The following is a 21,181-nucleotide window of genomic DNA, read 5'->3' on the forward strand; positions in this document are numbered from 1 at the left end:
TCACCACAGGTTTGCTTCTGATGACAAACACCCCCAGTTCTACCTCATCCGTTCCGCGTGCCGTCGTTCTGCTTTCGGGCGGCCTTGATTCTGCCACGACGCTGGCCATCGCCCGTCAGCAGGGCTTTGCGTGCTATTGCCTTTCTTTCGATTACGGACAGCGGCACCGGGCGGAGCTTGAGGCGGCCACGCGCGTTGCCAAAGCGCTTGGCGCCACAGAGCATCGCACTCTGCGTATGGGCTTGGGCGAATTTGGCGGTTCGGCGTTGACCGATGAGGCGATTGCCGTTCCAACGGGCGGCGTGCAGCCGGGCATTCCGGTGACGTACGTGCCGGCGCGCAACACGATCATGCTTTCTCTGGCTTTGGCGTGGGCCGAGGTGTTGGGCTGTCGCGACATCTTCGTCGGCGTCAATGCCGTCGATTATTCGGGCTATCCGGATTGCCGCCCGGAATACATTGCGGCGTTCGAGAAGATGGCGAATCTGGCGACCAAGGCCGGTGTCGAGGGCGTCAAGCTGACGATTCACGCGCCGCTGATCGATTTGACGAAAGCCGAGATCATCCGTCGCGGCACGGCCCTCGGAGTCGATTACGGCCTGACCGTTTCCTGCTATCAGGCCGATGCCCAAGGGCGGGCCTGCGGCATTTGCGACTCGTGCCGGTTGCGCCGGGAAGGCTTTGCCGCGGCTGGCGTCGACGACCCGACGCCTTACGCCTGAGCGTAGCCGCAGTCGTTGCTGACGAAGCGAAGCCTGGAAATCCGGGCTTTTTTATTTTTCTGCTGCGCAAAAGAAAACCCCGTCAGGGCGAACCGTGACGGGGTTTTTTGAGCGGACACTCGACAGTGAAGGTCTGTCTGAATTACATCATGTCCATGCCGCCCATACCACCCATGCCGCCCATACCCGGCATGCCGCCCATGGCTGGCTTGTCTTCGGCCAGTTCGGCAACCATGCAGTCGGTGGTCAGCATCAGGCCAGCGATCGAAGCGGCGTTTTGCAGTGCCGTACGGGTCACCTTGGTCGGATCGAGCACGCCCATTTCAACCATGTCGCCGTATTCGCCGGTTGCCGCGTTGTAGCCGTAGTTGCCCTTGCCATTGACGACCGCATTGACCACGACAGAAGCTTCTTCGCCAGCATTGAAGACGATTTCGCGCAGCGGCTGTTCCATCGCACGCAGAACGATCTTGATACCAGCGTCCTGGTCGTGGTTGTCGCCCTTGAGGCCGGCCAGAGCAACGCGGGCACGCAGCAGTGCCACACCGCCGCCAGGAACGATGCCTTCTTCAACGGCAGCGCGGGTCGCGTGCAGCGCATCTTCGACGCGAGCCTTCTTCTCTTTCATTTCGACTTCGGTGGCTGCGCCAACCTTGATCAGAGCAACACCGCCAGCCAGCTTGGCCACGCGCTCTTGCAGCTTTTCCTTGTCGTAATCGCTGGTTGCTTCTTCGATCTGGGCACGGATCTGCTTGACGCGTGCTTCGATGTTGGCTTCGACACCGGCGCCATCGATGATGGTGGTGTTTTCCTTGCCGATTTCGATACGCTTGGCTTGGCCGAGTTCTTCGAGCGTGACCTTTTCGAGCGTCAGGCCGACTTCTTCAGCGATGACCTGGCCACCGGTCAGGATGGCGATGTCTTCGAGCATGGCCTTGCGGCGGTCGCCGAAGCCCGGAGCCTTGACGGCACAGGTCTTGAGGATGCCACGGATGTTGTTGACGACGAGGGTGGCGAGCGCTTCGCCATCGACATCTTCAGCGATGATCAGCAGCGGACGGCCAGCCTTGGCGACTTGCTCGAGCACCGGCAGCAGGTCACGGATGTTCGAGATCTTCTTGTCGAAGAGCAGAACGAACGGGTTGTCCAGAATAGCGATTTGCTTGTCCGGATTGTTGATGAAGTAGGGCGACAGGTAGCCGCGATCGAACTGCATACCTTCGACGACGTCGAGTTCGTTGTTCAGGGACTTGCCGTCTTCAACAGTGATGACGCCTTCCTTGCCGACCTTTTCCATGGCTTCAGCGATGATGTCGCCGATCGAGGAATCGGAGTTGGCCGAGATCGAACCGACCTGGGCGATTTCCTTGTTGGTCGAGCAGGGCTTCGACAGCTTCTTGAGCTCGTCGAGGGTGGCGACAACAGCCTTGTCGATGCCGCGCTTCAGATCCATCGGGTTCATGCCGGCGGCAACGAACTTCATGCCTTCGCGAACGATCGACTGAGCGAGCACGGTCGCGGTGGTGGTGCCGTCACCGGCGATATCGGAGGTCTTGGAAGCGACTTCCTTGACCATCTGGGCGCCCATGTTGGCGAACTTGTCCTTGAGTTCGATTTCCTTGGCGACGGAAACACCGTCCTTGGTCACGGTCGGAGCGCCGAACGAGCGCTCGAGAACGACGTTGCGGCCTTTCGGGCCGAGGGTGACTTTAACGGCGTCGGCGAGGATGTTGACGCCTTCAACCATGCGGGAGCGAGCGGAATCGCCGAATTTAACGTCTTTTGCTGCCATTGAGATACTCCTGAATATTCTTTAAACGTACGGGGTGGATTGAGAAGCGGCGTTACGCTCAGGCTTCAACCACGCCCATGATGTCTTCTTCGCGCATGACGAGCAGTTCCTGACCATCGACCTTGACGGTCTGGCCGGCATACTTGCCAAAGAGAACGCGATCGCCAACCTTGACGTCCAGCACTACATGCTTGCCGTTTTCGTCGCGCTTGCCCGGACCAACGGCGAGGATTTCGCCCTGATCAGGCTTCTCGGCGGCGGCGTCAGGAATCACGATACCGGAAGCGGTCTTGCGTTCTTCTTCGAGGCGCTTGACGATCAAGCGATCATGCAAGGGACGGATTTTCATGCAGTTTCTCCTAGGAATAAGCCTAAATAACATCAAATGAAAACAAAACTGCCGATGGCGCTTTTGCAGTCATCGACAGCGTTGTTAGCACTCACGTCTAACGAGTGCTAATAATAGGGGCGACCCTGTTGAATTTCAAGATGGGGTAGGGGAGAAAATTTTTGTTTGCGCGAGCGCTCCGGGGCGCGTTTGCTATTTTCTTACCCAGGTGCCGGCCGGATTCTGTATGTAGTTACCGGCGGAAGTGCGCGCGGCGGCTTCACGGGCGAAGATCTTTGCCGCTTCTGTTTCGGTGATTCCGTTTTTTGTGGCGATCTGCGAGAACTGGGTTTTGCGCTGGGCATTGACGTCGGCCACCAGGGTCTTGACGTCGGCAGGAGCGTCGTTTTTCACCAGGCCGAGGTATCCGTCGTTTTTCTCGCCGATCCATCCCTGCTCCTTGGCTGTCTTGAGATCGGCGGCAAAAGCGCCGTGCATGATCAGAAACAGGCTGAGCAAACAGGCTTTAATCAGTGCTTTCATGGCATTTCCTTGGTCAAGATTTGTAGGCATGGTGCTTAAAACAGCCCTTTGTCCGAGTCGAACAACTGCTGCACTTCCTTTTCGACCTTGACCAGGATTTCGTGCTTGATGTTCAAGGTCATGTTGATTTCGATAGGCTTTTCCGGCGCCTCGATGCGCACCGTGGGGGAACAGGCGATAGCCAGCAACGCCATCGCCGCGAGTGAAAGCAGGGGGGACGTTCTGGTCATGGGAGTGCTCCGTGCGGTGGATTGGTTCAAGATTAGCAAAATTAATTCAGTTTGCCCGACTGCAGTTGTTCCAGAATGTGTCGGTTGAAGTCGCCGGAGAAAAGGGCGGCGCGGAACAGTCCGGGCAGTTTCCCGTTGATGTTGAGTCGGAAGCGTATCGGATAGCCGCTGTAAAAATCGGGGTTGTTGCCTTCCAGCGCGGTTTGCATCTGGTAGGCACCATCAGCGGCATACAGCACCCCTACGTCGAGATGCCGGAAGTGAAAATTGCGCAATGCCAGCAAGCCGGGGTTCTCGGGCAGGGTCAGTGTTGGCGCGTATTTAAGGGTGCCGGCGCCGACGCTGCTCAGCCGTCCGTCGCGGATTTCGACGCCGCCGGCGTGATAGACCAGTGGCAGAATGCCGTTCAGTTGTCCGCTACCGGACAGCCCCTGAACGTTTGGCAGCGCAAGAAGCTGACCGAGATCGATGCTGCGAATCTCCAGCGGCAGCGGTTGATCCGCCAGCGGCCAGCGTAGCGTGAGCGGCCCACCGCGCACGCTACCACCGAGCAACCCGGCGTGCAGTGCGTGCACGGTCAGCGCTTGCGCGCCGAGCGCTAGGTCAACGTTCAGCTCAGCCAGCGGCGTGCCTGTGGCCAGTTCGCCGCCTTGTGCAGCAAAGCTGATCCGGCCCCGCAACGGGTGCAATCCGTCGAGTTGTACCGTGCCTTGCACGCCTTCGAGCCGCGCCCGGTCCCAGCCCAGGGCGGCATTGCGCATCTGGAACGTTCCTTTGGCATTGATCCTTGTTGCAGGTCGGGAACACCAATCCACCGCGAAACGGCTTTCTGCCTCTCCTGTCCGAAGATCGAGCGGAAGCAAGGCCGGAGGGCGCGGCTGCAACAGCTTGCCAAGCGTCGCCAAGGATTGTTGGGCCGAGAACATTGCCTCGCCGCATCCGCGCGACAGGGCGTGCGAACCGGAAAACCGGAGCGTCTCCGTCCCCTGCAGATACAGGGCGCCGTCACCGTGCAACGAGCCGCCGTCAAACCGAAGGCGGGCACGCACCATGGGGGTGGGCCATGTCCGGAAGCGCACGGCATCTGTGGCGAGCAGGACTTCTCCCTCGGCGTTTTCCACGGACGGCACTCCCTTGCTTCCGGCCGGTCGGAAGCGCGATAGCTGCAGTCGGCTCGGGCCGAGTGTCACCGTCTGGCCGGCGCCGAACTCGATCTTTACTTGCGGGGCGCTGGCTTCGCCGCTCAGTTCCAGCGTTTTCGGGACGTCGTTGCCCGCTTTGGCCGTGGCTTCCACCTTCCACGTCGTCCGACCCACACTGACCGGAGAGTCTCCCGACCTCGCAAGACGTTCCGCCCCGGCTTGCAAGGCAATCCGGCCCCGGATTCCTTCTGGACGTGACCAGTGCAGCGCGACGTTTCCGGCCGCTTGCGCATCGCGAATCTGAAAAGCCGCGTGCTGCCACTGCCTGATGCCACCCTTGAGGCGCAGTTGCAGTTCCGCTTCGCGCCAGTTCGCTCCGTCTGTTCCTTCTTCGCGCTTCAGTAGGATGTGCTGCAGCGCTCCTTCCCAGCGGCCCCATGACGGAGAGCGCAGCACGAAGGGGAAAGCGTCCTCGCTGAACAAGTTCCCGGCAGCTTGATGCAGACCGAATACACGCTCCAACCGTCCGCTGGTCTGCAGCGCGTGTTTTCCTCCGGCGTCGATCCGCCATTGCCATCCCGGTTGCAGTTCAATTCGGGCGGACGCTGCCTGCCAGAAGAAACGCAGCTTCCCCGACAACGCGAATTCCAACGGCACGGACGCTTGCGTCGAGCGCCCTTGCGCTTTCGTCACCTCTGCATTGCCGCTGAGTGCGCGGAGTGTTCCGGCCGCCTCGCCCAGCGTGGCCTCCACTTGCATCGTCATCACTCCGTCCGCCATCTCCAGCGGCAGATCAAGGCCTAGATGTTTTCCGAGTCCGGTTGCTGTCGCCAGCGAAAACTGGCCGGACAGAGATGCCGGTTGCTGTGCCGGATCGCGGCCGATGCGCAGAGTCGCGTTCGCTGGAGTGCCTTCGAGCGGTTGCCATTCGGCAAGGACCTCCAGCGTTTCCGGGGAGACTTCAGCCGGGCCTGCCGTCAGGCGCGCCAAACCGCCTTGCGTTCTGAATTCCGCCGACAGCCGCTCCGCTGTCTGGCGCATCTCGAAGGTGCCGCGCGCTTCCAGGCGCGCGAGTTTCGTGTTGAGCACGGCCACGTGCAGATCGCCGATTCGCACTTCGTTCGCCGGCAGGCGCGGCCATGCGAGGTGCGGCCACGGCGAGGGGGCTGCCGCCATTTCAGGCTTCACTTCAAGTTCTGCACGGGCAACATTCAGCCGCTGCACGCGGCGTTCCGTCAGCGAATAGTCGAGCGCGATGTCATGCATCGATGCCCGGAAGCGGTGGCCGCCGGCGCTGCGATAGACGGCCCGCACTTCGCGCAGGCGCGCCTGTCCGGTTCCGATCTCGTCGATGTCGAGGTGCAGCGATTCGAGACCCGGAATCGCCAGCCAACGCTCTGCCGCCAGCCCCAGCACTTTCGGCAGGGTCAGCCAGAAAACAAACAAAGCAAGCAACACGGCCACCAAGCAGAGCAAGGCGCGTTTTGATGGAAAGGGGCGCATGGCGGGAGGATACTGCGCCCTGACTCGCTTGAGTATTGCGCCGGGCGCCGTCGGTCTTTCAGGTTCGGACTGTATTCAGGCGTTTCTCCACTTCGAGGACGAGACGGGTGGTCTTGAGGATCGTATCGGGGTTGATGCTCATCGAGTCGATGCCGATTTCGACGAGGTATTCGGCCATTTCCGGGTAGTCGGACGGGGCCTGGCCGCAGATGCCGGCGTGGCGTCCGTTGCGGCGTGCGCCGACGACGGTCTGGCGGATCAACTCCTTGACGCCGGGGTCGCGTTCGTCGAAGTCGAAGGCGACGATGTCGGAATCGCGATCCACGCCGAGCGTGAGTTGGGTGAGGTCGTTCGAGCCGATGGAGAAGCCGTCGAACAATTGGGCGAACGCATCGATCAGCACGACGTTGTTCGGGATTTCACACATGACGTAGATTTCAAGGCCGTGTTCGCCGCGCCGGAGACCGTACGCCGCCATAGCGGACAGCACCTTTTCCGCTTCCGGGATGCGCCGGCAGAACGGAATCATCAGCTTGACGTTGGTCAGGCCCATCGTTTCGCGCACGCGCTTCATGGCCGCGCATTCGAGGGCGAAGCCTTCGGCATAGGCCGGATGCGCGTAGCGCGAAGCGCCGCGGAAGCCGATCATCGGGTTGTCCTCGGCGGCCTCGAACCAGCGGCCACCGAGCAGGCTGGCGTACTCGTTGGTCTTGAAGTCGGACATGCGCACGATCACCGGTTTTGGGTAAAACGCCGCAGCGATGGTGCCGACGCCTTCGGACAGGCGTTCGACGAAGAAATCGGCCGGATTTTTGTGGTGACGGGTCAGCGTTTTGAGTTTGGCGCATACGTTGGCATCGTCGACTTTTTCCGGATGCAGCAGCGCCATCGGGTGGGCCTGGATGTACTCGCTAATGATGAATTCCATGCGCGCCAGTCCGACGCCGTCGTTGGGCAGGAAGCTCGTCCGGAAGGCGATGTCCGGATTGCCGATGTTGAGCATCAGGTGTGTTTTCGGGCGCGGCAGCGCCGACAGGTCGGTGCGGACGCATTGCACCGGGATCAGTCCGGCGTAAACGTGGCCGGTATCGCCCTCGGCGCAGGAAACGGTGATGTCGTCGCCGGTTTTGATCGTCCCGGTTGCATTGCCGCAGCCGACGACGGCCGGTACGCCGAGTTCGCGGGCGACGATCGCCGCATGGCATGTCCGGCCGCCCCGGTTGGTGACGATTGCCGCGGCGGCTTTCATCACGGTGCCCCAGTCCGGAGTCGTCGCTTCGGCGACCAGCACCTCACCGGGCCGGAACTGATCGAGTTCTGCCACCGACGTAATGACGCGGGCCTTGCCGGAGGCGATCTTGCCGCCGACGGCGTGACCGCTGACGAGTTGTTGTCCACGGCCCTGCAACTCGTACTCCTCCAGCACGTTTTGCTGTTTCTGTGATGAGACCGTTTCCGGGCGTGCCTGGACGATATAAAGCTCGCCATCCCGGCCATCTTTTGCCCATTCGATATCCATCGGCATCGGGTGTCCGGCTCGGGCGCTGTAATGGTCCTCGATGGCGATCGCGGCGCCGGCGAGCGTCAGTGCATCCTCGTCATCGAGGCAGAAGCGATCCCGCTCTTCTTCCGTGGTCGGGATGTTGCGTGTCGTTTCGTGCCCCTTCTCCCCGTAGACCATCTTGACTTCCTTGGCGCCGAGCGAGCGGCGCAGGACGGCGCGTGAACCCCGCCGGTAGGTCGGCTTGAAGACATAGAATTCATCGGGGCCGACGGTGCCCTGCACGATGTTTTCTCCCAGCCCGTAGGCGCCGGTGATGAACACCACGTCGCGGAAGCCGGTCTCGGTGTCGAGCGTGAAGATGACGCCGCTCGTCGCCAGATCCGAGCGCACCATTTTCATGACGCCGACCGAGAGAAAAACCTTGAAGTGGGCAAAGCCGTTGTCGATGCGGTAGCGGATGGCGCGGTCCTTGAACAGGCTGGCGAAGCATTGCCGCACGGCGTCGAAGAGATCGGCCTCGCCGGCGACGTTGAGATAAGTTTCATGCTGGCCGGCAAAGCTGGCGTTAGGCAAATCCTCGGCGGTGGCGGAACTGCGCACGGCGACGGTGAGTTCGGGGCCGTATTCGCCTTTAAGCTGGGCATAAGCGGTGACTATTTCCTGCGCCAGATCGTCCGGAATTCCGGCTTGGTAAACGATCTCTCTTGCCCGCGCGGCGCGCCGGGCAAGGTCGTCGACGTCGTTGGCATCCAGTCCGTCGAGCGCGGCGCGCAGCATCGGCCACGCCTTTGCTTCGTCAAGCACATGGCGGTAAGCCTCGGCCGTAATCGCAAAGCCATTGGGGATTTTTATTCCTTGCGGGGTCAGTTCCCGATACATCTCGCCGAGCGAAGCATTCTTGCCGCCGACGAGCGGTACGTCGTCAATGCCCAGTTGGGAAAACCAGCGAATGTAGTGAGCGGGTGTCTTCGTCATGGCGGGACTCCTTTGCTTTTTTCGAAGACCGAGGGGGCGACTGCAGGCTTCTCATTGAAAGCTAGACCATTTTCCATCGCGTTCAAGCGGGCGGGGAAATGTTCCCGGCTGGCTGGTGGCCCGAGTATCGATCCGGCAGATGCTGGTCTATCCTTGAACTGAGACGGGCAGATACACCGTGGTGCGGACACGCGCAGGTGGTGATCAACAAGACCGGGAAGGAGAGAAAGATGGGATATCAGATTGCGGACGTCGCGGATCAGGTTTTCGGTGAGATGTTTGAGACAGAAGTCGAGGCGAAGGCCGCGCTTGACCGGCTCGTGGACGACGAGGTCGAGGGCGAAGCCAACTGGCTAACGGAATTGGCGCAGCTCGTGAGCGAAGGCGGAGCGGCCAATACGGAAGATGAAGGGTACGTGCGCCGCATTCTTGCCGTGCCGGATGACACGAAGCGTGTGGTGGCGCTGGCATGTGCCAGAGAGCGGCTTTACGCCCTCAATCGAATCGTCAAAACCTGATCTTCAGAGGGGAGCAGGCCGCTTTTGCGCGGCCTGTTTTCTTCATGCTTTTTGCGTTACCGATGTGCTCGCCGTCGGGGCGTTCAGGGCATGTATTGTCCGCCGTTGACGTTGAGAACTTGGCCGGTGATGTAGCCGCTGCAGGCGTGCGAGGCGAGGAATAGGAAGGATGGGGCGATTTCCTCGGGGCGGCCAAAGCGGCCCATCGGGATGCTGGTGTTGATTTGCGCCCGCACGGCATCGCCCTTGTCGGCGTGGAAGGCCGTGTCGATGGTTCCCGGCGACACGACATTGAAGCGGATGCCATCCTTCGTATGCGCGGTCACCCAGTTTTTCTGGATCGTGTGCAGCCACGCCTTGGACGCGGCGTAGAGCGACGCGCCCGGTCCGCCGCCCATGTACGCGGCGAACGAGCCGACGAGGATGACCGATGACGTCGTGCCGCTTTGCTGTGCCGCCGCTTTCAGGTGCGGGATGGCGAAGCGGGTCGTCATGTGGGCTGAACGCGCGTTGAGGTCGATGACCTGATCGAAAAAATCGTCGTCGATTTCGGGCAACTGACGGCGTCCGACCAGGCCGCCGACGTTGTTGATCAATACGTCGATGCCACCGAAGCGTTCGACGAAACGCTCGATCAGCGTCCGGCATTCGGCGGTGCTGGACAGGTCGCCGGCAAAATGCGCGCCTTCGCCGCCAAGTTCCTGCATTTGGCGAAGAATCGGCGCAATGTCGGGCGATTCAGTGCGCGAAGTGATTCCCACGTGTGCGCCCTGGCGTGCAAAGGCGAGGGCGGCGGCCAAGCCAATCCCCTGAGTGGCGCCGGTAATCAGCACGCGCTTGTTTTTGAGATCGTCGAACATGGGGCCTCCTGTGGTCTCGATGGATGGGGCGATTATCCGGCAATCGACGGGCGATTTGGGGCGCTGGGCCAAGCAGAAACAAAAACGCCCGCGGGTCAGGGAAGAGCCGCGGGCGTCGAACGAGGGGCGCGATTAACCGGCGATTTCGAGCAGGTCGGCGACCGCCTGGTCAGGATCGGTCTCGGTGGTGACGAGGCTCTTGATGCCGCGTTGCAGCAAACGCTTCTGCAGGCCCGGACTCATGCCGCCGGTGAGGAGCACGTCGGCGCTGTCCAGCGGGTGCGCCTGGTCGCCCTTGGTTTCGTGGAACGACTGCTCGATCGGCAAACTGAGCAGCGACTTGCCGACGACCTGACCGTTGCTGATGTCGTAGACCCAGAAGTTGCGGCAGCGCCCGGCGTGGTCGGTCACGGTTTTCTTGTTCTGGCAGCTGACGGCGACGATATGCGCCGCGCCGCCCAGATCAATCGCCATCGGCATGAGTTCGCCTTCGTCGCCACAACCGCAACCGCCGCTCTGTTGGTCGTGGTCATGGCCGCCGCAGCCGCCATGGCCGTGCCCATGACTGCCGCAGCCGTGACCGCCGGCTTTGCTTTCTTCCTCGTGTGCCTTGTTCTGGCAGCCGCCACTTGCGTGACCGTGACCGCCGCCGCAGCCTCCCCCGTGCGCATGATCGGCACCTTGCTCATGGTTCTTGCCACCACAGCAACCACCACCGCCTTCGTGGCTGTCGCAGCAACCGGACTCCTCTTGCTCCGAGTACAGCTCGCCGTTTTCAAACTGAGCGATGGCTTCGGAGACCGTTTTTGCCTCGGTGCCGAAGGCCTTGATGCCGCGCTGACTCAGCGCCATCTTCGTCATGCTGTCGAAGCTGCCGCACAGCACGGCGTCGATGCGGACGCTCTGGCCGGCCCCAGCGGATTGCTCACGCAGGGACAGGTGCGAGTGTTCGCGGGTTTCCGTGTCAAAGAAAAAAAGGTGCTCGGCATTCGGCAGATGGGACTCAATCGCCGATTCAAGACCGTTGGGGGCACTGATGGGGATGCACAGTTTCATGGTTGGACCTCACAAAAACTCAATATTGGCTGTCTTCGCCTGAAGGGTGGGGGTTCGTGGTGCAGGCTTCTGCGTCGTTTGCCGGCGGAAGATGGCGGATGTCGTCGCCTCCCGCAATGCGCAGAGCTTTGCCTTCGATCAGGGCGATCGCTACCTTTTTGTGTGCGCGGGCCAAAATGTTGCCCAGCGTTTGCCGGGAAACGCCCATCCGTTCGGCGGCGTCGGCCTGATAGAGATCCTCGATGCCCGTCAGGCGCATGGCTTCGATTTCATCCATGGCCAGTTCGATTTCATCGAGCAGGCGCATCGGTACGCCCTGCGGCTTGAAGTAGCGCACGGGGATCTTGCATTCAACCTTGCGGCATTTGATCGGCCGTGACATCCATTTTTTCCTTCAGATTCAAGATGTCGGGCATCGTATCATGATTCGTGGCATATGCCACAAATGCGTGCGGGCTTCGTGGCTGAAGGCGATGTGATCAGGTCAATCCAAGCGCCGTGGCGCTTTGCGCGAACCAGTCGAACACCGGCATTAACGCACCGACCTCGTTGTCGGCGAGTTCATGCTTGCGACGATGCGTCTCGTTGAAGATTTCCGCCAGTTGCCAACGCGTTTCGGCCAGCAGGATGTCGAGTTCGTTCAGTGCGCCCGCATCCTCCTTCAGCGCCTCGAGCAGCGCGGCGGGGGCCTGCGTGTCGAAGCCGGCATCAAGCAGGCTTCGATGCAAGTCGCCGATGCGTTCGTTGAGGACGGCGAAGAGCGATGAGGCCGGGGGCGTTGCCATGTCCGCCGGGCGCGCAGAGGGCCAGGTCTGAAAGATCTGCGCCAGTTCGGCAAGACGTTCCGCAAGGGCGGGAAACCGGTCATGCGTGTTGGATGAAGCGTGGTCGGCGGTTACGGTGCCACCTGCCGTTTCGAAATCGTCCATCATCGCGAGCAGGGCATTGCTCATCGGGCGGTTGAATTTCTTGTGGTTCAAGCGCAAGAGAACGGAGATTTTGGCGAGGCTGCGCGACTCCTGTGCGCGCTCGAAGACGGTGTTGGCGACTTCGGCCAGCATCAGGATCTGGGCGGCGGGGGAAATCTCCTTGCCCTTTAGGGCGCGCGGGTAACCGCTGCCATCGAGCCGCTCGTGGTGCTCGAAAATGGCCCGGCCGATGCTCGGGTGATAGTCGGGATATTCGCGAAAAATCAGGTAGCCGGTAATCGGATGGGCGTAAAGGTGATGGCGCTCTGATTGTTCGAGACGGCGCCCAGGGCGCAGGAGGTCGGGCGCTACGTGAAGGATGCCGATGTCGTGAAAGAGCGCGGCGGTGGCAATGATGCCCAAGTCGCGTTCGGAGCGGATATGGCACTGAATGGCCAGATGCAGGGCCACCAGGGCGACGCGCATCGAATGCTCGAAGACCTCGGGCCGTTGGCAATAGGCCACGGTCAGTTTGAAAGCGATCGGGTCGAGGAGCGTGATGCTGTCAATCACCTTCAGGAGGCGGTCTTTTTCCTTCTTGCACGCGCGCAGCATGGCAAAGCCGGGATCGTTGTCGAGCAGATTCCGGGCATATTTTTGCAGGCTGGCATGCGTTACCGCGTCTTCGACGGTGAACGACTGGTCGAATCGCGGCATGAGCTTGTGCTGGACCAGGCGCTCGAACAATCCCGAATCAATGCGGGTGCCCTTGTCGACCAGCTTGATGTTGTTGTTTGTGAAAATGGCCTGATTCGTCACAACCTCACGTGCATGGCCCATCTCGGTGATCGAGCGGAGGTAATGCTCGTCGTGGCGTTCAAATTCGCCGGGGTTCATCGGTGTTCCTTGGTTTGGCCTGAGCGAACGGCGGTTGAGCGGCAGGCGGGGCACTCTGGCAAATCATTTATACTCGACCGAGCCGTTTTGACGCGATGCAATAGCGGTGTGGCGAAACGGATTTGCGCTGACTTTCGTTGTTCCGTCACGTCGCTTCTTCTCGGACTGTTCTTGTTACCGGAATATTACATGCAATTGAAAGGAAAACGGGGGGGCGCTTGTTGGCTGGCCAGCCTGCGTTGCTGTCGGCGTTTCTTTGGCGCCGGGTTGTTGTTTGCGGTGCCGCTGGCGGTGCTGGCCGCCGGGCTGCCGCCGTCCGTCAGTGCGGCCTTGCGCCAGGCCGCGATCGCGGAGGCCAACGTGGCGGTTGTGGTGCGTCCGGTGGAGGGCGGCGAGGCGTTGGTCGAACACAACGCAATGCTTGCGATGAATCCGGCCTCGGCGATGAAACTGGTGACCACCTATGCGGCGCTTGAACTTTTGGGGCCGGCCTTTACCTGGAAAACGGCGGTGCTGGCCGACGCCCCCCCGAAGGCCGGGCGCGTGCAGGGCAATCTTTATCTGCGGGGGAGCGGCGATCCGCGCCTGGCTCAGGAGCAGTTCTGGCTGCTGTTGCGCCAGTTGCGTGCGCGCGGCGTGCACGACATCGACGGCGATCTGGTGCTCGATCGGCGGGCATTCGAGGTGCCGCCGCACGATCCGGCGGCTTTTGACGGCGAGCCGTTGCGCCCGTACAACGCCGGGCCGGATGCCCTGTTGGTGAGCCTCAACAGCGTCCGCCTGACGTTGCATCCCGACACCGGGCGGAAAGCCGTGGCCGTGATTGCCGAATCGCCGGCCGAAGGCTTGCGCATCGACAACCGCCTGCAGCCCGATGCCGGTGCGTGCGGCGACTGGCGCGAAAAGATCAACGTGGCCGTCAGCGGCGGAACGCTCCTCTTGCGCGGCAGTTTCCCGCTCGCCTGCGGCGACAAACCGCTCAACCTTGCGCCGTGGTCGCCCGATGTTCATGTCGAACGCTTGTTCCGGGCGCTGTGGGGCGAGCTGGGCGGCCGTCTGCGCGGCCGAGTGCGAGCTGGTGAGACGCCGGAAACGGCGCTCGTTGTTGCCGAGCAGGCGTCGCCGCCGCTGGCCGATGTCGTGCGCGAGATCAACAAATTCAGCAACAACGTGATGGCGCGGCAAGTGTTTCTTTCGCTGGCCCAGGCGCGCCCCGCCAGCGCCGAGGCGGCGCGTGTGCGTGTGCTCGGCTGGCTGGCCGAAAAGGGTGTTGAGGTGCCGGAACTCGTGCTCGACAACGGTGCCGGCCTGTCGCGCAGCGAGCGCATTTCGGCGGAAGGTCTCAGCCGTCTGCTGCTGGCGGCCTGGCGGAGCCCCGTCATGCCTGAGTTCATGTCGTCGCTGCCGCTCGCCGGCATTGACGGGACGCTCGCGAAGCGCTTGGGGAACGGGGCGGCGAGCGGCCGTGCGCATCTGAAGACCGGCTATCTCGCCGGTGTGCGCGCCATCGCTGGCTACGTGCTGGATGCGAGCGGCAAGCGCTGGGGTGTCGTTTTCCTGATCAATGATCCGAAAGCGATTGCCGGGAAGCCGGCGATGGATGCGCTGCTGGAGTGGGTCGCCGGCCGTTGAAAGTGTGGTCGCGGGGCGGTTGAGCGGGTATATACTGCGGGCTTCGCTCTCGATACTTGTCGGGCATATTCGCCCGGCCCGCCAAAAAAACATGAGATCGCTCCGCCGCTTGTTGAACGTCATCATCCCGTGCCTCGTCTGCCTGGCCGCCATCGTGCCGGGCGCAGCGCGGTCGGCGCCCGAGATTCAGGAACGCATCATCCGCTTCGGGCATCTCAACAACCACGACCATCCGGTGAGCCTGGGCGTCAAGCGATTTACCGAGCTGCTGGCGCAGAAAAGCGGCGGCAAGATGACCGTTTTCGAATACACGTCCTCTTCGCTGGGCGACGAGTTGCAACAACAGGCCGCGCTGCAGAGTGGCGTGCAGGAGATGTCGGCGCCGTCGACATCCTCGTTGAGCGGGATCGCCAAGGAATTCGGTCTTCTCGATTTGCCCTTTGCGGTCAGTTCGTTCGCGCAGGCCGATGCCTTGCTCGACGGTCCGTTTGGCCAATCGCTGCAGGCCCGTCTGCCGGGGAAGGGGCTGGTGGCGCTGGGCTTCTGGGATCTCGGTTTCCGCAACATGACGAACAATGAGCGGCCGATCACCCGGGTCGAGGATTTCGAGGGCCTGACGGTCCGCATCATCCCGAGTCAGGTGTTTGCCGAAACCTTTCGCGCGCTGGATGCAACCCCGGTGCCGATGCCGTTCTCCAGGCTCTATGACGGGTTGATGGCGGGCACGGTCAACGCGCAGGAAAATCCTTTTGCGGTGATCCAGTCGAACAAGATTTTTCAGGTGCAAAAGTATCTGAGCGGGACCAATCACGTTTACGCCGCCAATATCATCCTCGTCGGCAAGCGATTTTGGGACAAGCTTTCGCGAACCGAAAAACGGATCATGATCGAAGCCGCTAACGAGTCGCGCGTCTACCAGCGTCGGGTCAGTCGCGACGCAGCCCAGCGCGCCCTCGCCGAGTTGCAGAAAGGCGGCATGGTGTACAACGAGCTCGCGCCCGCTGAGCAAACCCGGCTACGCGCGTTTTTTTATCCCCTGATCGAACGTTTCACGGCCAGCTACGATCCGGCCATCGTGCAGCTCTATAACACGGAGCTGGTGCGGATACGGAAACAGTTCCCGCAGTGAATCCGACCTGAGTTTTTCATTTCCCGATGACCCCAAAAACGCCTGAAAGCGCCCGCATCCTGCGCGGCATGCTCCTGATTTCGGTGGCGGTGGTGTTGTTTGCCATCATGGACACGATTTCGAAATATCTGACGCGCTTTTATCCGCCGACCGGCGTGCTGTTCGCGCGCTACCTGTTCCATACCTTGCTGGTCGTCGTTGTGCTGGTGCCACGGCGTGGCGCCGGCTTCATGCGCACGGTGCGCCCCGGCATCCAGATCGTGCGCGGCGTGATGCTGGCCGCGGCCTCCTTGTGCTTCGTGACCGCCGTCAAATACATGCCGATCGCCGAAGCGACCGCCATCCAGTTCCTCTCGCCGCTGATCGTGACCTCGCTGGCGGTGTTCTTCCTCAAGGAGCCGATGGACAGGGCGCGCTGGGCCGCCGTTCTGGCCGGTTTCCTCGGTGTGCTCATCATCATCCGGCCGGGCAGCGGCGTCTTTTCGTGGTACGCCCTGCTGCCGCTTGGCACGGCGGTGCTGTTCGCTTCGTATCAGGTGATCACGCGGCGTCTGGCGGGCATGGAAAGCGTCTATACCTCGATCTTTTATCCCGGAGTCGTCGGAACGCTGATGCTGGCCTGCACGCTGCCGTTCGCGTGGGTACCGCCGCAAAGCGTGTCGCATTGCGTGCTGCTGGCGCTGGCCGGGATCATCGGCGGTTCGGCGCATCTCATCCTGATCCAGGCTTACGAGCATGCCCCCGCCTCGCGGCTGGCGCCATTCAGCTACGCGCAGCTGATCTGGGTGACGCTGACCGGTTATCTTGTCTTCGACAACCTGCCGGACTTCTGGTCGTTCGTCGGCATCGCCGTGCTCGCCGCGAGCGGCATCTTCACCGCGACGCGGCAGCATCTGGCTGGACGCAAACGCTAACCTGAAGCCTCTCGTTTAACCGCTTTCAACGCAGAGAGCGCAGAGCCGCGGAGGACGCAGAGAAAAAACAGAGAGAAAGCTTAAGGAATTCCTCTTGCTCATCAATCGGGCAAGCATTGTTTTTCTCTGCGCGCTCTGTATCTCTGCGATCTCTGCGTCGAAAGCGGTTTCTGTCTTTAGCGCTCCGCCTTACATCGTTTTCCGCACGAAGGCTTCGAACTCGGTGGCCGGCATCGGGCGGGCGATGTGGTAGCCCTGGATTTCGTCGCAGCCCTTGGCGCGCAGGAATTCCATCTGCTCGGGGTTTTCCACCCCTTCGGCGAGCGTTTGCAGGCCGAGGCTGCGCGAGAGGCCGATGATCGCTTCGACGATCGCCTCGTCGTCCGGGTCGCTGGAAATGTCGCGCACGAAGGATTGGTCGATCTTCAGCTTGTAAACCTTGAAGCGCTTGAGGTAGCTGAGCGACGAGTAGCCGGTGCCGAAATCGTCGATGGTGATGTGGATGCCGTGCGCGTGCAGTTCGTTGATCACGCGGGCGGCGGTCTCCGGGTCTTCCATCGTCACGCCTTCGGTCAGCTCGAGTTCGAGGAAGAGGGACGGCAGTTTGTATTCGTTCAGGACGCGTGTCACCAGTTCCGGTAGATCGACCTGGCGGAATTGCACGGCCGAGAGATTGACCGCCATGACCATCGGCGGCAGGCCGGCGTCGAGCCATTCGCGCATTTGGCGGACCGCCGTGCGCAAGACCCATTCGCCGATCGGCAGGATGAGACCACTGTCCTCGGCGACGGGGATGAAGTCGGCCGGCGAGACCATGCCGAGTTCTGGATGCTTCCAGCGCAAGAGAGCCTCGGCGCCGATGACGCGGTTGTCGGCGAGCGAGACTTGTGGCTGGAAGTGGAGGTGCATCTGGCCGAGATCGAGGGCGCGGCGCAGGGCGTTTTCCAGATGCAGCGTGCGTTCCGAGCGCTCCTGCATTTCGCGCGTGAAGAAGCGGAAGGTGTTGCGTCCGCCTTGCTTGGCGCGATACATGGCGGCGTCGGCCGACATCGACAGTTCCTCATAGGTGCGGCCGTCGCCCGGGTACATGGCGATGCCCATCGACGGCGTCAGCGAGAGCTCGTGCGGTTCGATCTGATACGGCTGCGACAGGGTGTCAAGCACCCTTTCGGCGACATGCGCGGCGCCGTCGGAGTCGGTATCGGGCAGGACGACGATGAACTCGTCGCCGCCCAGGCGCGACACGGTGTCCTCGTCGCGCAGGAGGCCGCGCAAGCGTTCGGCGACCTGCACCAGCAGCTGATCGCCGACGCGGTGGCCGAGCGAGTCGTTCACGTTCTTGAACCGGTCGAGGTCGAGGAAGATGAGCGCCAGCGGCTGGCGGTTGCGTTCGACCCGGCTGATCGCCTGGCCGACCCGGTCTTCGAGCAGGCTGCGGTTGGGCAGGCCGGTCAGCGAGTCGTAGTGCGCGAGGCGCTGGATGTGCGCCTGGCTGGCCTTCTGTTCGGAGATGTCGCTGAAGACGCCGACGTAGTGGCTGATCTTGTTCTCCTCGTCGAGCACGCGGCTGATCGAGACGAGTTCGGGGTAGATTTCGCCACTCTTGCGCCGGTTCCAGATTTCGCCCTGCCAGTAACCGGCGGTGTCGATGGCTGTCCACAAGTCGCGATAGAAGTATTCGTCGTGGCGGCCGGAAGCGAGCAGGCGCGGCGTCTGCCCGATCGCCTCTTCGGCCGGGTAGCCGGTGATTTCGGTGAACGCCCGGTTGACGAGCAGGATGTTCTGGTCGCGGTCGGTGATGACCACGCCCTCGGCGCTTTCCTCGAACACTTTCGCCGAGAGCTTGAGCTGCTCTTCGGCCTGCATGCGCTCGGTCAGGTCGGTCAGGATGCAATGGGTGCGCAGGAAGTTGCCGTTCTTGTCGCGCGAAATCTGACCGTTGGTCATCAGCAGCCGGCGCGAGCCGTCCTTGTGCAGGAAGGTGTAGACGGGGCCGTCGGTGCGGCCACGTTCCTGAAAGCGCGGGAATTCCTGCCGCAGCGTCCGGATCGACATGTCTTCGAGGAAGTCGCCGACGAAGCATCCGAGCACCTCGTCGCGTGTCCGGCCAAGCAATCTCAGCCAGGCGTCGTTCACTTCGATGATGTTGCCTTCTATGTCGAGTGACTGGTAGGCGAGCGGTGCTTTCTCGTAGAGGTCGCGGAAACGGCTTTCGCTCTCGCGCAGGGCGGTTTCGACGCGCTTGCGCTCCGCTTCCCTGGCAAACGTGCTGAGCGCGAAGCTGATGTCGCCGGCCAGTTCGCACAGCAGGTTGCGCATCGCCTCGTCGAAGGCGTGGGGGATCGGGGCGTTGATAATGAAGACGCCGATGATCTGCCCGTTACGGGTCAGCGGCAGCGCGCCCGTCGCCTGCCAGCCGGCTTTGGCCGCCCGTTCGTACCACGGCGTCGTGCGCGGGTCGTGCATGTAGTCCTGGATCCAGACCGGTCGACCTTCGCGGATGGCGTGGCCGGCGGCGCCGTTGCCATACGGGCTGGCCGGATCGGCCGAAAGCCGGGCGTCAGCCAGGAAATTGAATTCGTCGCCGAAGCTGGTAACGGGAATGATGTTCCGGGTTTCCGGTTCGAGAAGTCCGACAAGCGCCATTTGCATGCCGCCGTGCTCGACGGCGAGGCGGCAGATCTGCGGGAACAGTTCATCCTGATTGGTACAGCGTACGATGGCCTGGTTGCACTCGCTCAGTGTCTGATACATCTGCGTCAACCGCTGAATCTTGGCTTCGTCCTCCTTGCGGCTGGTGATGTCCTGCACGGTCGAGAACAGGTATTCGGGCGAGCCGTCGTCGCGGCGGACGCAGCGCACGTTCAGCGTCGTGTAAACGGTTGAGCCGTCCTTGCGGATAAAGCGTTTCTCGATGGCGAAGCTGTCGGTCTCGCCGCGCTCGATGCGTTGCAGCCCGTCCATGCTGTCGGCCTGATCGTCGGGATGCGTGATGTCTTCCCAGCGCATTTTCAGAAGCTGGTCGCGGCGGTAGCCGAGAATTTCGCACAGACGGTCATTGACCTTCAGCCAGCGGTTTGTCGCCAGCGAGCCGATGGCGATGCCGATGAACGGCATGGCGTAAAACTGGCGGAGCAGCCGGTCGGAATGCGAACGCATCTCCAGCCGCAGCACCCGCCCGCGCTGGTGCAGGAACATCAGCATGACGGCGCCGACCGTCGCGATGGCCAGCAGCGTGATCAGGCTGACCCAGAAGGCGAGGTCGCGTAACGGTGCCGCTACTTCATCGCGGTCGAGTTTGGCAATGACGACCCAGTCCGTGCCGGTGACCGGCCGATGCGCTGCCAGCACCTCGATGCCCCGGTAGTCCTTGCCGATGGACTGCATGCCGAGGCGCCCCTGATTGACGACGATTTCGGAGAAAAGGCCGCCTTGTTCGATGGGGGGCTGGAACGAGAGCGGCGGTCCCTGCCGGTGCCGCAATTCATTGATGAACTGGATCGATTTGTCGTCACGACGGAGGAGTACGGTTTCGCCGCTCGTGCTGACGGTGGGCCAGTGCTGCAGGTAGGGAAAGAGGAAGCTTTCCGGCGTATGGCGGAGGATGATCGCCCCGATATGGGTGCGTTGGCCGTCTTCCTGCAGCGATAACGGGACGACGAAATCGACGTGCAACTGGCCGTTGGCATCGGCGCCGATGCCGCTGAACAGGGTGAGATCGCTGGAGAAAGCCGTGTACATCTGGCGCATGAACTGCGGTGGCAGACCGACGAAACCGCCGATGTCGACGAGTGTCGTGCCGTCGGGGTCGAGGAGCAGGGCCGATTCGTATTTCAGGGTCGAAAGGGTGTCGAGCAGCCGGGCGCGGACGTCCTCGCGGGCAATCGCGTCCCCCGAGCGCCGCAGTTCGGCAATGCTTTTGACGAGGCCCGGGGTGGCGGCGATGACGTCGCCGTCGTTGTAGCGCTCGTTGAGCCAGCTTTCGATCTGGCTCGTCTTGAGCTCGGCAATCGCGTCCAGGCTGGCGAACGCTTCATGTTCGACCTGCGGCTTGTGAACTTCGATCACGATGAAGCCGGCCAAGGGGACCAGACTGATCAGGGCGAGAAAAACCAGGGCCCGCCAGCGGAATTTGATCCGCCGGATCGCGCCGGGCAGGCCGGGCATGTGGTTGGCGTTTCCGGCGTTGCCGCTGTCGTCGTCTGCTTCCGGTATGTCGTCGGCGTCCTCCTCTCCATCTGCCTCGGGAGGCGTCCTGTACCAGTAACGAAGCACCAGATAGAGCAGGGTGCTGGTGATCGCCACGAAGAGAACGCCCTTGGCCAGCTCGATGCGTGCCTGCAGTTGCGGGTCGCTGACGCTTAACGTGAGCAGGGCGCCGGAAAAGAGTATCCACATCACCGCAAAGGCCGCGTAAAGGGCGGTGATCACCGCCGGCGTCAGGCGGCGCCCGGCCGACGGGGTGAGCAGACGTTTGATCAGTCTATTCAGCAGCGGCATGTGTGGTGTCCGTCATGATGTTGTGCGG

General features: G+C 62.0%; 16 protein-coding genes. 5 read left to right on the top strand and 11 right to left on the bottom strand.

The window, feature by feature from the left end:
- Positions 1-20: 20 nt before the first annotated feature.
- Positions 21-722: a 7-cyano-7-deazaguanine synthase QueC gene (queC, locus tag GH659_RS04290; RefSeq protein ID WP_153109528.1), complete on the top strand. Its 702-nt coding sequence runs from the start codon at positions 21-23 to the stop codon at positions 720-722.
- A gap of 142 nt (positions 723-864) precedes the next feature.
- Here queC and groL read toward each other — a convergent pair whose 3' ends face one another.
- The 6 genes from groL to ppsA all read right to left on the bottom strand — a co-directional run bounded on the left by groL (position 865) and on the right by ppsA (position 8,739).
- Positions 865-2,514, bottom strand: a complete 1,650-nt coding sequence (groL, locus tag GH659_RS04295; RefSeq protein ID WP_153109529.1) for a chaperonin GroEL — start codon at positions 2,512-2,514, stop codon at positions 865-867.
- Between the two features lie 58 nt (positions 2,515-2,572).
- Positions 2,573-2,863, bottom strand: coding sequence for a co-chaperone GroES (locus tag GH659_RS04300; protein ID WP_153109530.1), 291 nt, complete (start codon positions 2,861-2,863; stop codon positions 2,573-2,575).
- 192 nt (positions 2,864-3,055) lie between these two features.
- On the bottom strand, positions 3,056-3,385 hold the full coding sequence (locus tag GH659_RS04305) for a YdbL family probable chaperone protein (RefSeq protein ID WP_211364100.1): 330 nt from the start codon (positions 3,383-3,385) through the stop codon (positions 3,056-3,058).
- Positions 3,386-3,420: 35 nt separating this feature from the next.
- Entirely contained in the window at positions 3,421-3,615 is a 195-nt protein-coding gene (locus GH659_RS04310) for a YnbE family lipoprotein (RefSeq protein WP_153109531.1), read from the bottom strand.
- Positions 3,616-3,656: 41 nt separating this feature from the next.
- Positions 3,657-6,260 carry an intermembrane phospholipid transport protein YdbH family protein gene (locus tag GH659_RS04315; RefSeq protein ID WP_153109532.1) on the bottom strand — a complete coding sequence of 868 codons (2,604 nt, stop codon included), beginning with the start codon at positions 6,258-6,260 and terminating at the stop codon, positions 3,657-3,659.
- Positions 6,261-6,318: 58 nt separating this feature from the next.
- Entirely contained in the window at positions 6,319-8,739 is a 2,421-nt protein-coding gene (gene ppsA, locus GH659_RS04320; RefSeq protein WP_153109533.1) for a phosphoenolpyruvate synthase, read from the bottom strand.
- Between the two features lie 197 nt (positions 8,740-8,936).
- On the opposite strand from ppsA, the gene GH659_RS04325 reads away from it, so the two are divergent.
- The gene (locus tag GH659_RS04325) at positions 8,937-9,257 is read left to right on the top strand and encodes a hypothetical protein (RefSeq protein WP_153109534.1); all 321 of its coding nucleotides are present in this window, start codon (positions 8,937-8,939) and stop codon (positions 9,255-9,257) included.
- An 83-nt stretch (positions 9,258-9,340) separates the two neighbouring features.
- Here GH659_RS04325 and GH659_RS04330 read toward each other — a convergent pair whose 3' ends face one another.
- The 4 genes from GH659_RS04330 to GH659_RS04345 form a co-directional block, all read right to left on the bottom strand.
- On the bottom strand, positions 9,341-10,117 hold the full coding sequence (locus tag GH659_RS04330) for an SDR family NAD(P)-dependent oxidoreductase (protein WP_153109535.1): 777 nt from the start codon (positions 10,115-10,117) through the stop codon (positions 9,341-9,343).
- 132 nt (positions 10,118-10,249) lie between these two features.
- The gene (locus GH659_RS15010) at positions 10,250-11,173 is read right to left on the bottom strand and encodes a NifB/NifX family molybdenum-iron cluster-binding protein (RefSeq protein ID WP_153109536.1); all 924 of its coding nucleotides are present in this window, start codon (positions 11,171-11,173) and stop codon (positions 10,250-10,252) included.
- 19 nt (positions 11,174-11,192) lie between these two features.
- Positions 11,193-11,555, bottom strand: coding sequence for a DUF134 domain-containing protein (locus GH659_RS04340; protein WP_153109537.1), 363 nt, complete (start codon positions 11,553-11,555; stop codon positions 11,193-11,195).
- A 97-nt stretch (positions 11,556-11,652) separates the two neighbouring features.
- Positions 11,653-12,978 carry an HD-GYP domain-containing protein gene (locus GH659_RS04345; RefSeq protein WP_153109538.1) on the bottom strand — a complete coding sequence of 442 codons (1,326 nt, stop codon included), beginning with the start codon at positions 12,976-12,978 and terminating at the stop codon, positions 11,653-11,655.
- Between the two features lie 189 nt (positions 12,979-13,167).
- On the opposite strand from GH659_RS04345, the gene dacB reads away from it, so the two are divergent.
- The 3 genes from dacB (at position 13,168) to GH659_RS04360 (ending at position 16,653) form a co-directional block, all read left to right on the top strand.
- Positions 13,168-14,610 carry a D-alanyl-D-alanine carboxypeptidase/D-alanyl-D-alanine endopeptidase gene (gene dacB, locus GH659_RS04350; protein ID WP_170285823.1) on the top strand — a complete coding sequence of 481 codons (1,443 nt, stop codon included), beginning with the start codon at positions 13,168-13,170 and terminating at the stop codon, positions 14,608-14,610.
- 91 nt (positions 14,611-14,701) lie between these two features.
- Entirely contained in the window at positions 14,702-15,739 is a 1,038-nt protein-coding gene (locus tag GH659_RS04355; protein ID WP_153109539.1) for a DctP family TRAP transporter solute-binding subunit, read from the top strand.
- A 26-nt stretch (positions 15,740-15,765) separates the two neighbouring features.
- The gene (locus tag GH659_RS04360; protein WP_153109540.1) at positions 15,766-16,653 is read left to right on the top strand and encodes a DMT family transporter; all 888 of its coding nucleotides are present in this window, start codon (positions 15,766-15,768) and stop codon (positions 16,651-16,653) included.
- Between the two features lie 189 nt (positions 16,654-16,842).
- Here GH659_RS04360 and GH659_RS04365 read toward each other — a convergent pair whose 3' ends face one another.
- Positions 16,843-21,153 carry a bifunctional diguanylate cyclase/phosphodiesterase gene (locus tag GH659_RS04365; protein WP_153109541.1) on the bottom strand — a complete coding sequence of 1,437 codons (4,311 nt, stop codon included), beginning with the start codon at positions 21,151-21,153 and terminating at the stop codon, positions 16,843-16,845.
- Positions 21,154-21,181: the final 28 nt, after the last annotated feature.

The organism is Propionivibrio limicola (genome assembly GCF_009469695.1).
Taxonomy (GTDB): domain Bacteria; phylum Pseudomonadota; class Gammaproteobacteria; order Burkholderiales; family Rhodocyclaceae; genus Propionivibrio; species Propionivibrio limicola.